Here is a 13,943-nt window from a genome sequence, read left to right as displayed (position 1 = left end):
TATGAAACTGTACCAAATCGCCTATGACCTGCGTAAGCAGCGTAACTACCAAGGCCTGTATGACCGCATCAAAGCCTATGGCACTTGGTGCCATGCCCTGGAGTCCACCTGGATCATCGCCACGCAACAGTCTGCAGCCCAGGTTAGAGATAACCTCCGGTCCGCAATGGACGCTGACGACGGCCTGCTGGTGACCCGGCTGCAGGGAGACGCCGCCTGGTTTGGGCTGGACGCCGAAAAAACTCAGTGGCTACAAAATCAGTATCAGCGCTGCGAAGCCTGATGAACGCCTGCGCCAAGGATGGCGCTTCTACCCAGAGTTACTTATGCCAAACCCGTCATTCAAATTGAGCGATGTGGCCGATGTCCGTTCCGGATACACCTTCCGAGGCGCGTTGGAGCATGACCCTGCTGGTGATATCCGTGTTCTGCAGATCAAGGATCTGCGTCAAAGCTCGGCCATTGAGCCGGACACGCTAACGGCCGTCAGCTGGGATGCGCGCACCTCACCTCCGCTGCTCCAATCAGGCGACATCGCGGTGATCGCCCGTGGCGATAACAACAAGGCTGCTCTCTTCACAGGGCAGCAACCGGTTGTTGCCACCAGCCAGTTCTTTATTGTCAGCACAAAAAAACAGGACGTCTTACCCGAATACCTGTGCTGGCTCATCAATCTGCCTCAAAGCCAGCGAAGCCTTGAGCGCAGCGGCAGTGCGATTCAGGCCATCAGCAAAGCTTCCTTGATGGACATGAAGATTCCCCTTCCGCCACTCGCCACTCAGCAGAAGCTGATTGCTCTGCAAGCGCTATGGGACGAAGAGGATGAGCTGATCGCACGCCTGCAAACCAACAGAGAGCAAATGCTGCAAGGCATTTACCAGCACCTAGTTAAGGATTGATCCATGACCGACAAAGTAAACCAGGACGACATCAACAAGGCGCTGTGGGCTGCCTGCGATACCTTCCGCGGCACCATCAGTGCGGACACCTATAAAGATTTCATCCTCACCATGCTGTTCCTCAAGTACATCAGCGATGTCTGGCAGGACCACTACGATAGCTACAGGATGGAATACGGCGATGAGCCGGAACTGATCGAGGAGATGCTCAAGAACGAGCGCTTCGTGTTGCCGCGTAATGCCAGCTTCTATGCCCTTTACGATCGGCGTCATGAGCCGGGCAATGGCGAGCGCATCGATCAGGCACTGCATGCTATCGAGGAAGCTAACGGCACCAAGCTCAAGGATGCCGGCAAGAGCGTATTCCAGGACATCTCCTTCAACACCGACAAGCTGGGCGAGGAGAAGCAGAAGAACACCATCCTGCGCCACCTGCTCGAAGACTTCGCCCGTGAAGAGCTCGACCTCAAACCATCCCGCGTCGGCAGCCTGGACGTGATCGGCAACGCCTACGAGTACCTGATCAAAAACTTCGCCGCCAGCGGCGGGCAGAAAGCTGGTGAGTTCTACACCCCACCGGAAGTTTCCGAGCTGATCGCCGAGCTGCTCGACCCGCAGCCGGGCGACAGCATCTGCGACCCGGCCTGCGGCTCGGCCTCGCTGCTGATGAAGTGCGGGCGCAAGGTGCGTGAGCATCACAACAGCAAGCAATACGCCCTCTATGGCCAGGAGGCGATCGGCTCAACCTGGTCGCTGGCTAAGATGAACATGTTTCTCCACGGCGAGGACAACCACAAGATTGAGTGGGGTGACACCCTGCGCAATCCCAAGCTGCTCGACACCAACGGGCAATTGCTGAAGTTCGATGTCGTCACTGCCAACCCGCCGTTCTCGCTGGACAAGTGGGGCCATGACGAAGCTGAGCATGATCAGTTCGGACGATTCAAGCGCGGCATTCCGCCGAAAACCAAGGGCGACTTCGCCTTTATCCTGCACATGATCGAAACCCTGAAAACCAAGACAGGACGCATGGCGGTGATCGTGCCTCACGGCGTGCTGTTCCGCGGCTCCAGCGAGGGCAAGATCCGCCAGCAATTAATCGAGGAGAACCTGCTGGATGCCGTGATTGGCCTGCCGGAGAAGCTCTTCTACGGCACCGGCATTCCCGCCGCGATTCTGGTTTTCAGCAAAGCCAAGACCGATGAAAACGTACTGTTTATCGACGCCAGCCGCGACTTCAAGTCCGGTAAAAACCAGAACGTTCTGGGTGAAGAGCAGATCAACAATATCCTGATCACCTACCGCCACCGCATCAATTCGGAAAAATATAGCCATCGCGCAAGCCTGCAGGAAATTCGCGACAACGATTACAACCTGAATATCCCGCGCTATGTGGATACATTCGAGGAAGAAGAACAGATCGATCTGCTAGCCATGCGCGCCGAGCGCAAACAGCTCAAAGCGCAACTAGCTAAATTGGAAGAGCAGATGGATGGGTATCTGCAGGAGTTGGGTTATGGTGCCTGAAGGCTGGAAACAGGTTCACCTTGGGAGTCTAATGACTTTCAAAAACGGCCTAAACACAGAGAAAGAGCAGTATGGGGATGGACATAAATTCGTCAACGTTATGGATATTCTCAGAAGCAACATACTTACAGAAGACAAAATAATTGGGCGAGTTAAAGTCTCAGAAAGAGAACTGAATGATTACCGACTTGAATTTGGCGACATTTTATTCAATAGAACCTCGGAAACGTTCGATGAGATCGCAACTGCAGCTGTGTATATGGATAATGCCACTGCGACATTTGGCGGATTTGTAATTAGAGGGCGACCAGACAAAAATTTTCTATCTGCTGAATTTTCAACACAAGCATTCCTGGCCGATAGCTATAGATCCCAAGTAGTAAAACTAGGTCAAGGTGCTGTTCGAGCAAATATAGGCCAGAAAGAACTTTCAAAAGTCAAAATCCTTCTACCCCCGCTTTCAGAACAAAAGAAAATTGCCAAAATCCTTGCTACTTGGGATCAAGCCATCGCAATCACTGAGCAGTCGTTAGAAAATAGCCAACAGCAGAAAAAGGCGCTGATGCAGTGGCTTTTGACCGGCAAAAAACGCCTGCCCGGCTTCGACAGTCAGTGGAGAAAACTGCCACTAACTAGCTGCCTGCTAGGCTCCAATCTACGCAACTCAAGCCTTACTCAGGGCGCTGACAGAATCATGTCGGTCAATAAGATTGAGGGAATGATTCCGATGCGCGCAGAGACCATTGGCAAATCCATCGATCGTTATAAAGTTGTTAAAACCGGCTGGTTTGCCTACAACCCGATGCGTATCAATGTCGGATCAATTTGCCGCTGGTCGGGAGATAGCGATTGCCTTGTAAGCCCCGACTATGTGGTATTCAGTTGCAATGAAGAGTTGCTGCTCGGCTCGTACTTTGATCATTTTCGGCAAGCGGAACCATGGGCGAACTACATGCGCAATGCTGGTAACGGTAGCGTTCGCGTGCGGATATACCTTAATGATTTGAGCTTGCTAAAAATACCTCTGCCTACTCTTGGAGAGCAGGCAAAAATCGCTGTAGTGCTCACCACTGCCGAGCAAGAAATTAAAACCCTAAAAAGAAAACTCGCTTGTTTTAAGCAAGAGAAAAAGGCTCTGATGCAACAGCTGCTTACCGGCGAGCGCCGTGTGAATCTAGATGAACTGGAGGTAGCTTGATGGCCAAGAAGCACGTCCCCTTCGTGATCGCCTATGACTTCGACGGCACCCTGTCCCCCGGCAATATGCAGGAGTACGACTTTGTGCCAGCACTGGGCATCAAGCCTGCCGATTTTTGGCGCGAGGCCAAGGCGATGGCCCAGGAGCAGCAGGTGGACGAAATTTTGGCCTATATGCGGTTAATGATCGAGCGTGCGAACACCGCCAAGGTCTCGGTGCGTAAAAAGAACTTTGCCGATTTCGGCGCACATATCCAGCTATTTCCGGGTGTCCAGGACTGGTTCAAACGCATCACCGAATATGGTCGGACCAAAGGCGTCAAGGTCGAGCACTTCATCATCTCGTCGGGCTGCGCGAGATGATCGAGGGCACCCCGATCAACAAGTACTTCACTCGCGTCTATGCCTCGGGTTTTATGTACGACCATAACGATGTCGCGCACTGGCCAGCCTTGGCAGTGAACTACACCACCAAGACCCAGTATCTGTTCCGCATCAACAAGGGCAGTCTGGATGTGCACGATAACTCGGTAATCAACAAATTCGTCGAGCCCGCCGAGCGACCTGTACCGTTCAGCAATATGGTGTTTATCGGCGACGGCGAAACCGACATCCCCTCCATGCGTCTGGTCAAGAACCAGGGTGGCCACTCGATTGCTGTCTACGGCAAGGGTAAGCGCGGCGCCCGTGATAAGGCGCTCAAGCTGGTCGAGGAAGGCCGAACCAATCTGGCCACCACCGCCGACTACACCAATGGTTCGGCTATCGACCGCGCTGTGAAGGCGATGATCGACAAGGTGGTAGCAGACCGCACCATTGCGGAGGCTAATGGCTGATATGGCAAGTGGCGACCTGATTCTCTACAGCACGGACGATGGTCTGGCGCAGTTCACCCTGCGCGAAATGGATGGTCAGGTCTGGCTGACGCAACTGGAAATGGCCGAGCTGTACCAGACCACCAAACAGAATATCGGCAAGCATATCCAGGCCATCATCGCTGATGGGGAGCTGGCTGAAGGGGCAGTTGTAAACCAGAAGTTTACTACTGCCGCCGATGGCAAAGACTACCTGACCCACCTCTACGCTCTGCCGATGATCATCGCTGTGGGCTACCGGGTGCGCTCAACGCGTGGCACCCAGTTTCGTCAGTGGGCCACCCGCACTCTGAGTGAGTACCTGCAGAAGGGCTTCGTGATGGACGATGCCCGATTGAAGGAGCCCCGCTGGGACTACTTCGATGAGCTGCTCAAGCGCATCCGTGACATACGGGCCTCGGAGAAGCGCTTCTACCAAAAGGTACGTGATCTCTTCTCCCTGGCCGAGGATTACCGCGCCAATGAGCAGGACACCGCCCGCTTGTTTGCCGAAGTGCAGAACAAGCTGTTCTTCGCCGTTACCGGCCACACCGCCGCCGAACTGATCGTGCAGCGCGCCGATGCCAGCGCACCCAATATGAACCTGCTTAGTTTCAAGGGCGACCGGGTACGCAAGGCCGATGTTGTGGTGGCCAAGAACTACCTGAATGCCGAGGAACTAGACCAGCTCAATCGCTTGGTCGGCATGTTCCTCGACTTCGCTGAGCTACGCGCCGAGCAGCGTAAGCACTTGATGCTCGCCGATTGGCGGCAATACATCGACAGCTTTATGGCCTTCAACGAGCAACCGCTGCTACGCACTGCCGGCAGCATCAGCCACGAGCAGATGAAGCAGGTGGCACATGAGCGTTATGAGACGTTTGACCAACACCGCCGCAGCGCCGAGGCTTTGGCCGCCGATGCTCAAGAGCTGGCAGAGCTCGAACGTCTGGAAAAGCGCCTGAGTGCAAAGAAGAAATCCAAGTGACCGGATTGCCCGCTCACTCGATCAGGGAGTTACACCATGGATTTGGAACAACTGCGCGCACTGCTGGCGAAGGCCGAGCGCTTTTATCAGCCTGAGCGAGAGCCGAGCATTTTTGCCTTGGGTGGGCGCGGCTATTACGAAAACCCCACCACGGATTTGCTGGCGTTCTTCCTCAATCCAGCGCAGGTGCATGGACTGGAAGAGTGCTTCCTCACTGCGCTGCTGAATTGCCTGCCCAATACCTCAATGCTGACGCCTAGTTTGCGAGCGGCGCCCCAGCGCGAGGTGGTCACCCATAACAGCAACCGTATCGACCTGGTGCTCCCCGGTGATGGATGGGATCTGCTCTTGGAAAACAAGATTTTCCACGGACAAGTGAACCCCTTTGCCGACTATGAAGCCTTCGCTCAGCGCAAACTCAATGACGGTGAGCGCCCGCTGGTTTATGCCGTGCTCTCACCATCAGGCAAAAGCGTGCGGGTCGCATGGCATGGCTTGAGTTATGCGAAATTTATTGACGCTGCACGTCAGCAACTGGCTCAGCGCATGATGACTCATCCTGTAGATAAGTGGCAGGTGTTTGCCCGCGACTTCCTGCTGCATCTGGAAAACATCACTGTGGAGAAGGCCATGGACGCCAAAGCCGTCAACTTTGTTATCGAGCACCTACATCAAATCAACAAGCTGACACGCCTCAAGGACCAGGTCATTGATGCCCTCGACGCTAAGGTGCTCGACAAGCTCGATGCCGAGGTGCCCGGCTATGCGCGTTATACCCGGCGGCACAATTGGAAGAATGGCCCCGCACTGCGTTATGCCTCTGACAACTGGAAAACGTGGTCCGACGTTGTGCTCTACCTGAGCGGTGCGAACAGCACGATGAAGCCATCGGTACGGGTATACCTGTGTGATGTTGATGAGACGCTGCAAGAGCAGGGCCGAAAGCTCTTCACGGGTAACGAAACCAAGGTATGGAGTGAGGGGAAGAACAACAGCATCTTGGGTTTTAGCTGGGTGCTGGATCACTTTGATGAAGAGGAAGTGCTTGGCCTGATCGTTGAGAAAATGAAGCTGCTGATGACTTTCGAAAACGGAATACGTGCGCAAGTCGGTCAGCACACTGAGGCTTAATTACATTGTCTGTCAGATTACCTGGCGGCTTTTGACCATGTGGTAGCCATGAGGGCTGCCGAGTGATTGCAAGGAGTTGGGTGTGGGTTTGCAAAAGCGTATCGGGGGTTTGGTCGCCAGCGTAAGCGCGGGCATGTTTGAGCGTGAAGAGATCATCGCGGTATCTCTGCTAGGAGCACTCTGCGGACAGAATACTTTTCTGTACGGGCCGCCCGGCACGGCCAAGAGTTTGATATCTCGCCGTATAGCCTGCGCCTTTGAGCAGCCGACCTATTTCGAGTACCTGATGAACCGCTTCAGCACACCTGAAGAGGTTTTCGGGCCTGTGTCCATCAAGGCGCTGAAAGAAGATCAGTACATTCGCAAAACAGATAATTACCTGCCCAAGGCCGAGTTCGCCTTCCTCGATGAAATCTGGAAATCCAGCCCCGCTATTTTGAATACCCTGCTGACGTTGATTAACGAGCATGTGTTCCGTAATGGCGAAGCCATTGAGAAAGCCCCACTCAAGGCTCTGATTGCTGCGTCCAACGAAACGCCAGATGCCAATCAAGGCCTGGAAGCCTTGTACGACCGCTTTATTGTGAGGCTGATGGTGGGGCCCATTCGTGAAGCCCAGCACTTCGATCAGCTACTTAATAGCAAACCGACCGAAGCCAAAATCGACACCCCCTCGGCTCTACAGGTTAAGTCCAGCGAATGGACTGAATGGATGGCGCAATCGCATCAGGTCAAGCTGTCTGCAGAGACACTAACCATCATTCACTTGATTCGCGAGCAACTGGAGCAGCAATACGAAACGCTCAAGGTTTATGTCTCCGACCGGCGCTGGCAGCGTGCTGCTATGCTTATGAAGGCAGCAGCCTTCTTTAATGACCGCAAGGAGACCAACCACAGTGACGCCTTGCTGCTGCAGCACTGCCTATGGACGCATGAAGAGAATCGTCAGGCTGTCTGGGATATCGTTGCGGAGGCGGTACAGGCCTGTGGGTTTGATAGTGGTATAGATTTGGCTGCACTGGATAAAGAGAAAGACGCACTAGACAAGGAGATAAAGAAGGAGCTTTTCCATTCTGCTGATATTTACAAAACGGTAAAGCTCTCCAACAAGGATTTCTTTCAATGCAAAGGCACCTTCAAGCCTAAAAACAGCTACTACAGCAACTACGAAAAAGCATTTGAGATATTCATCGCAAAAGATAGACTCAAGACAAAAGACGAGTTCCACCCGCTAGACAACAAAGGCAATGAACAAAAAAGTGTTAAGTGCAAATTTGACGGACAAGGAACCTGTCAGATCATCTTATCTAACGGCCACGTGGATTACCTGAGCATTAAGTTCACACCTGAAGTTCTTTTTCACAAAGGCGACAGAAAGGAAGATATTAACATACGATTAATCACCTCCCTTTCCTCTTCGGTGAGTGAAATTCGCGAGAAGCTCTCTTTCACTCTGAAAAAAGTAGAGAAAAAATTTAAAGCCTACGAGACTAAGCTGAGCTCGCCTTTTGTGCCGGCAGATAAGATTTCTCTAGCAATTTCCGGAATAGCACTACAAATCGAAGGTTTGCAACTTCGTATCAAAGACTGCGAGCGGCTGGAAGAATTATGCCGCTAGATCTACTGGCTAGTGCTGCCAAGGATGTTAGCGATAATGCTCAGCGTATCTTCGCGTCGCTATTAAGAGACTCTGATTCGATTGCAGGTCACATAGCAGAGAGGATTCGGCTGTGGCAACTGGCCTCGGCTGAAGAGCTGAAAGCTGAGTTCCCCTTTGCGCTATATGAGCAGCAGCTCTCGAACTGGCAAACCCGGAACCAGTCTCCCCCTGTTTCTAGTGCAGAACTGGCAGCAGCTGTTGCGGAGTATGTTGCGCTCTGTCGTGTAGCCAAACTGCCGGACAATCAATCTTTTTGGCAGCGTGAGCTAGCAGCGGTGACGGCCTCTCCAACAGTTAACAAAAAACGTAAGGCCGATAGCACCGTAAGTGCCCGCCTTTTACGAGATGAATGGCAAAAGGCGCTAGATAAAGCGCGGGTCGAGTGGGAGCTTGAGCGCATATCCATGCTGCGCCGGCAGTTCATGGAGGAGCTCGAGGTATTTCTGCAGTTACTGCAACAGCTTCAACAGCAGTTGGAAATTCTGGGGTTGGACCCAGGTATATTACTTGACCTGTCCAAAGGAAATTTCTCTGCACAAGAGATCGAGCGCTTTAAGCGGTGGGCTAACTACTTGGCCAATGATCCGGGTGTTCGGTCGCTATGTGATTTGCTAGGCAAGCTGCGCCAGCTGGAGTTGTCAGAGCGCATTGAGCGGGCTCAGGTGCGTTATTCGCAAGACATCGAGTTACCGGATATCAATTCGCGGGAAGAGATCATCGGCATTCGCTTGGGGCGTGATATCGAGCATATGCTGCCGAGTGAGTTGGCGCTTTTGGCTGATCCCGAAACGTCCATTCTTTTCGACCTCAAGTACGTCGAGTCACGGCTGATGTGTTTTGACATGCAGGGCATTCAGCGCGTGCAGCAACATCACCAAAAGGAAGAGCTGCGTAGCGTTGAAGAGGCAGCTAAACAAGGGCCAATGGTGATCTGTGTCGACACCAGCGGCTCTATGAGCGGTATGCCTGAGACGGTTGCCAAAGCCGTGGCGCTCTTCATTGCAGGCAAGGCCAGGCAGCAAAAGCGAGCATGCTATTTGATTAATTTTTCCACCGGCATCGAGACGCTGGATCTTGGCGACGACTTTGGCATGGAGGCGTTGATCAAGTTTCTAGGCATGTCCTTTCACGGCGGAACGGATGCGATCCCGGCATTGGATCATGCGTTGGGTGTGATGAAAAGCGAAGCCTATGAACGAGCAGACCTGTTGATGATTTCAGACTTCATCATGGCTAGCTTGCCAGAGCATTTACGCCAGCAAATTGAGCAGCAGCGTACTCATGGCAACCGCTTCTATTCCCTGGTCGTAGGCGATTGCTTTATGACTCAGCGTTTAACCAGCCTTTTTGATCATGAATGGGTCTATGACCCACACAGCAGCCAGATTCATGAGCTGATTGGTTTTCAGCGAAAACTGGATGGCCGCCCGGAGAATCACAGCGCATGACACCAACACCGAAATTTCAGGAGGAGTACAGCGCAAAGCTTCCTGCTCTGGCGCTGCTATGCAACCTCGGCTGGGAATTCATGTCACCCGAGCACGCTCTGGCTGCGCGGGCCGGTAAGAGCGATGAAGTGGTGCTGCGTGATGTGCTGCGTGAGCAGCTGAGTAAGCGGCGCTTCCTGTTTGGAGGCGGTGAGTACCCGCTTTCCGCAAAAGCTATCGACAACCTGATCAGTGAAGTGTGCAGCCCTGCACTCAATGAAGGATTGATGGCTGCAAACGAACGGCTCTATAACCATCTGCTGTATGGCATCTCGGTGACGGAGTTCGTGGATGGTAAAAAGGCCAGCCCAACCGTGGCGCTGATCGACTGGCACAATCCAGCCAACAACAGTTTTATCTTCACTGAAGAATTTCGCGTGCTCCGCAGCGGCGGTGTGGAAGCGCGCAGGCCGGATATCGTTTGCTTCGTCAATGGCATTCCTCTGGTCGTAATCGAGGCCAAGCGCCCGGATGGCAATGCACAAAAAGGCCCGACAATCGACGAAGGCGTTTCGCAAAGCCTGCGCAACCAGCGCCATGACGAAATTCCCAAACTGTTCGCCTATAGCCAGCTACTGCTGTCGATCAATGGCAGCGATGGGCGCTATGCCACCTGCGGCACGCCAGCTAAGTTCTGGGCGGCCTGGCGCGAAGAGGATATCTCTACCTCTGAGTTGTACACGCTAAAGAATCGCCAACTGACTGGTGTGCAGAAGGCGGCAATTTTCAGCCATCGCCCAGCGGCTGATCTGCACTGGTACGAAAACCTGATCGCTGGCGGCGAGCTCGCACTGACAGGCCAAGATCAGTTGCTCATTAGCCTATTGTCCCCAGCCAGGCTGCTGGAGATGACTCGTTTCTTCACCTTGTTCGACAAGAAGGCCGGCAAGATCGTCGCGCGTTACCAACAGGTTTTCGGCATCAAACGGCTGATTGAACGGATCAATCAGAAACGCAAAGACGGCGGTCGTGAAGGTGGTGTCATCTGGCATACAACCGGCTCGGGCAAATCATTCACCATGGTTTTTCTGAGCAAGGCGCTGATCCTGCATGACTCTCTCAAGCAGTGCCGCATTGTGGTGGTCACCGACCGGGTTGACCTGGAAAGCCAGCTGAGCAAAACGTTTGCCTCGGGCGGCGAACTGGCTGGCAAGAAGGATCGCGAGGCTGCCATGGCCACTTCCGGCACGCGCTTGGCTGAGCAAATCGGTAAGGGCAACGAGCGCATCATTTTCTCGCTGATCCAGAAGTTCAACAGCGCTACCAAGCTGCCACAGTGCGTGAACACCAGTGCCGACATCATCGTGCTTATCGATGAGGGTCATCGTAGCCAAGGCGGTGAAAACCATATCCGCATGAAGCAGGCGCTGCCCAATGCGGCCTTTGTCGCGTTTACCGGCACACCGCTGCTCAAGGACGATAAGACGACGAACAAGTTTGGCCCCATCGTGCATGCCTACACCATGCAGCGCGCAGTGGAGGATCAGGCTGTGACACCGTTGCTCTATGAAGAGCGGATACCTGATCTGGATGTAAATGCGCGCGCCATCGACAGTTGGTTTGAGCGAATCACTGAAGGGCTAAACGAGCAGCAGAAAGCCGACCTCAAGCGCAAGTTCGCCAAGAAGGGGCAAATCTATAGCGCGGATGACCGTATTCGCCTGATAGCTCTAGATATTGCTAACCACTTCGTGAAGAACATCGACGAGGGGCTAAAGGGTCAATTGGCCTGCGACAGCAAGGCCTCGGCAATCAAATACAAGCAGTACCTGGATGAGGCAGGCTTGTTCGAGAGCGCCGTTGTGATGAGCCCGCCGGATAGCCGTGAGGGCAACACCGATGTGGATGAGGCGGCCTCTCCCGAGGTAACCCAGTGGTGGAAGAAAAACGTCGGCAGCACGGATGAGCAGACCTACACCAAGCAATTGATCGAGCGATTCGACAAGGATGACTCACTCAAGCTCCTGATTGTGGTGGACAAGCTGCTGACGGGATTCGATGAGCCGAAAAACACCGTGCTCTACATCGACAAGCCACTTAAGGAGCACAACCTGATCCAGGCGATTGCTCGGGTAAACCGTCTGCATCCACTAAAGAAGTTTGGCTTGCTGATCGACTACAGGGGCATCCTTTCCGAGCTGGATACCACGATCCAAAAGTATCAGGATCTGGCCTCGCGCACCCAGGGCGGCTATGACATCAATGACATCGCTGGCCTCTACAACCAGATGAGCAGCGAGTACAAACGGCTACCCCAGCTGCATAAGAACCTCTGGGCGATATTCTCCGATGTGAAAAACAAAGGTGACATCGAACAGCTGCGCCAAGTACTGGTGCCTAGGATGCAAGAGCGCGATGGTGAGCTGGTTGATGTGAATCTCAAGGTACGCGACGACTTCTATGAAGCGCTGACCGAGTTCGCTACCTGCCTAAAGGTCGCTTTGCAGTCAGCATCCTTCTTCGAGGACACCAGCTTTAGCGATGCCGACAGAGCTCACTACAAGGAAACTCTTAAACAGTTCTCCAGTCTGCGCCAACTCGCCAAACAAGATGCCGGTGAAACGGTGAACTACGACCAGTATGCCGAGCAGGTACGCAAGCTGCTGGATAAGCATGTGGTAGGCGTCGAGGTGAAAGACCCCGTTGGGGTTTATGAAGTCGGCAAGATGGGGCAGCAAAAGCCTGAACAGTGGAGCGAGGAAAAGACGCGCAACGAAACAGACATCATCAAGACCCGTGTCAGCAAGATGATTGAGCAGGAGTTGCGTGATGACCCCTACGCCCAAGAGGCGTTCTCCAAACTGCTGCGCCAGGCCATCGAAGAGGCGGCAAAGCTATTTGACCACCCGCTCAAGCAATACCTGCTATTCCACGAATTTGAGCAGAAGGTGCAGGCCCGCAAGCTCGATGAGCTGCCAGATGCTTTTGCAGGTAACCGGCATGCCCAGGCGTACTTCGGCATTTTCAAGAAGAGCCTTCCTGAGGCCTTGATTTCAGCTGATGAACATGCACAGGAGCACTGGGTAAAACTGGCTTTCAGCCTGGATGAAATGGTCACGACCTCAGTGGCTGAGCACTCAATCAACCCACAAAATATCGAAAGCGATATTCGTAAGAAGCTACTGCCGCTGCTCTTCAAGGAGTGCAAAGCTGTGGGCGCTGGTATGGATCAGGCGAAGGCCATGGTTGAGTGGGTGGTGCAAATCACGCGAGTAGGCTTGTCCGGCTTATGAGTGTGCCTATCGTCATGAGCGCTCCACCTGCCCCCGCAGTGTTGAGCTGGCTGAGCTTTCACTATGCCGATGAGTTGATACAGGTTGAAAGGGCGCGAAGGGCCCGCGATGTTTCACGCATTCTGATCAAGGTCGATCCAGACTGCCGCGTGCGCGTCAGTGCGCCGGATGGGGCCAGCGATGAACAGGTATTGGCCGCGCTGAAACGACGCAGTCGCTGGATCTATGAGCAGCTTCGTGAGTTCCGTGCTCAGCTAACGCACGTTCGCCCGCGGCAGTACATCAGCGGGGAAAGCCACTACTACTTAGGCAAGCAGTATGTGCTCAAGGTGATTGAGGCGCCTGATGAGCTACAGCAGGTGCGTTTGTTGCGGGGCAAGCTTGAGGTTTCTGTTCGGGTCAAGTCGGCAGACAAGATCCGAGAACTCCTTTACGCCTGGTACAAAGCTCGCGCCCGAGAGGTGTTTGATCGACGTCTAGATGCTGTCTTGCAACAAGCCCTTTGGGTTGCAGCCAAGCCGCCACTGCGCATCCTAAGCATGCAAACACAGTGGGGCAGTTGTTCACCTGCGGGCCGTATCACGCTCAACCCCCACTTGGTTAAAGCATCCCGCGAGTGCATCGACTATGTGATCTTGCATGAGCTTTGTCACATCGCCGAACACAACCACAGTGAGCGTTTCTACCGGCTTATGCAGCAGGTCATGCCGCAATGGGAAAAGACTAAAAAACGACTGGACGGTATGGCGGCTGCCTTGCTGAACGGCGGCTGAGCATCGTTTGATTAGCGCGCGCTTGCCAAAACGCTTGATAGCCAAGGATTAGCTGCCTTGTTTTGACTGTTCCACCAGCAGCGTGAAATCGAAAACGCTGGGCCCCGCAGAAAAGCTCGGGTATCCGGATTTTTTGGTTGATTGGCTCATATCATGATGACGGAACCAACCATCAGCTCAGCGGATTACCTGGT

Annotated in this window: 12 protein-coding genes; all 12 read left to right on the top strand. The window is 53.6% G+C overall.

The window, feature by feature from the left end; genetic code table 11:
- Position 1: 1 nt before the first annotated feature.
- The 12 genes from OUY36_RS00680 to OUY36_RS00625 all read left to right on the top strand — a co-directional run bounded on the left by OUY36_RS00680 (position 2) and on the right by OUY36_RS00625 (position 13,749).
- On the top strand, positions 2-283 hold the full coding sequence (locus OUY36_RS00680; protein WP_003084165.1) for a hypothetical protein: 282 nt from the start codon (positions 2-4) through the stop codon (positions 281-283).
- Positions 222-899 carry a restriction endonuclease subunit S gene (locus tag OUY36_RS00675; protein ID WP_236095841.1) on the top strand — a complete coding sequence of 226 codons (678 nt, stop codon included), beginning with the start codon at positions 222-224 and terminating at the stop codon, positions 897-899. Before OUY36_RS00680 ends, OUY36_RS00675 begins: the two co-directional genes overlap by 62 nt.
- A 3-nt stretch (positions 900-902) precedes the next feature.
- Entirely contained in the window at positions 903-2,426 is a 1,524-nt protein-coding gene (locus OUY36_RS00670; protein WP_124182248.1) for a type I restriction-modification system subunit M, read from the top strand.
- Positions 2,416-3,624 (top strand): restriction endonuclease subunit S, encoded by a 1,209-nt coding sequence (locus OUY36_RS00665; RefSeq protein ID WP_161973003.1) that lies wholly within the window; start codon positions 2,416-2,418, stop codon positions 3,622-3,624. The genes OUY36_RS00670 and OUY36_RS00665 overlap by 11 nt, the downstream gene beginning before the upstream one ends.
- Positions 3,624-3,986 (top strand): haloacid dehalogenase-like hydrolase, encoded by a 363-nt coding sequence (locus OUY36_RS00660; RefSeq protein WP_236095842.1) that lies wholly within the window; start codon positions 3,624-3,626, stop codon positions 3,984-3,986. Before OUY36_RS00665 ends, OUY36_RS00660 begins: the two co-directional genes overlap by 1 nt.
- Positions 3,983-4,459 (top strand): hypothetical protein, encoded by a 477-nt coding sequence (locus OUY36_RS00655; protein ID WP_236095843.1) that lies wholly within the window; start codon positions 3,983-3,985, stop codon positions 4,457-4,459. Before OUY36_RS00660 ends, OUY36_RS00655 begins: the two co-directional genes overlap by 4 nt.
- Position 4,460: 1 nt before the next feature.
- Positions 4,461-5,465, top strand: coding sequence for a virulence RhuM family protein (locus tag OUY36_RS00650; RefSeq protein WP_124182256.1), 1,005 nt, complete (start codon positions 4,461-4,463; stop codon positions 5,463-5,465).
- Positions 5,466-5,501: 36 nt separating this feature from the next.
- On the top strand, positions 5,502-6,596 hold the full coding sequence (locus OUY36_RS00645; protein WP_124182250.1) for a PD-(D/E)XK nuclease family protein: 1,095 nt from the start codon (positions 5,502-5,504) through the stop codon (positions 6,594-6,596).
- 82 nt (positions 6,597-6,678) lie between these two features.
- Entirely contained in the window at positions 6,679-8,214 is a 1,536-nt protein-coding gene (locus tag OUY36_RS00640; RefSeq protein ID WP_124182251.1) for an AAA family ATPase, read from the top strand.
- The gene (locus OUY36_RS00635) at positions 8,205-9,704 is read left to right on the top strand and encodes a VWA domain-containing protein (protein ID WP_124182252.1); all 1,500 of its coding nucleotides are present in this window, start codon (positions 8,205-8,207) and stop codon (positions 9,702-9,704) included. Before OUY36_RS00640 ends, OUY36_RS00635 begins: the two co-directional genes overlap by 10 nt.
- Entirely contained in the window at positions 9,701-12,976 is a 3,276-nt protein-coding gene (locus tag OUY36_RS00630; protein ID WP_033991400.1) for a type I restriction endonuclease subunit R, read from the top strand. The genes OUY36_RS00635 and OUY36_RS00630 overlap by 4 nt, the downstream gene beginning before the upstream one ends.
- Positions 12,973-13,749: a M48 family metallopeptidase gene (locus OUY36_RS00625; protein ID WP_052029286.1), complete on the top strand. Its 777-nt coding sequence runs from the start codon at positions 12,973-12,975 to the stop codon at positions 13,747-13,749. The genes OUY36_RS00630 and OUY36_RS00625 overlap by 4 nt, the downstream gene beginning before the upstream one ends.
- Positions 13,750-13,943: the final 194 nt, after the last annotated feature.

The organism is Stutzerimonas sp. R40042, assembly GCF_026642215.1.
Taxonomy (GTDB): Bacteria; Pseudomonadota; Gammaproteobacteria; order Pseudomonadales; family Pseudomonadaceae; genus Stutzerimonas; species Stutzerimonas frequens.
This window is presented reverse-complemented; position numbering and strand designations above follow the sequence as displayed.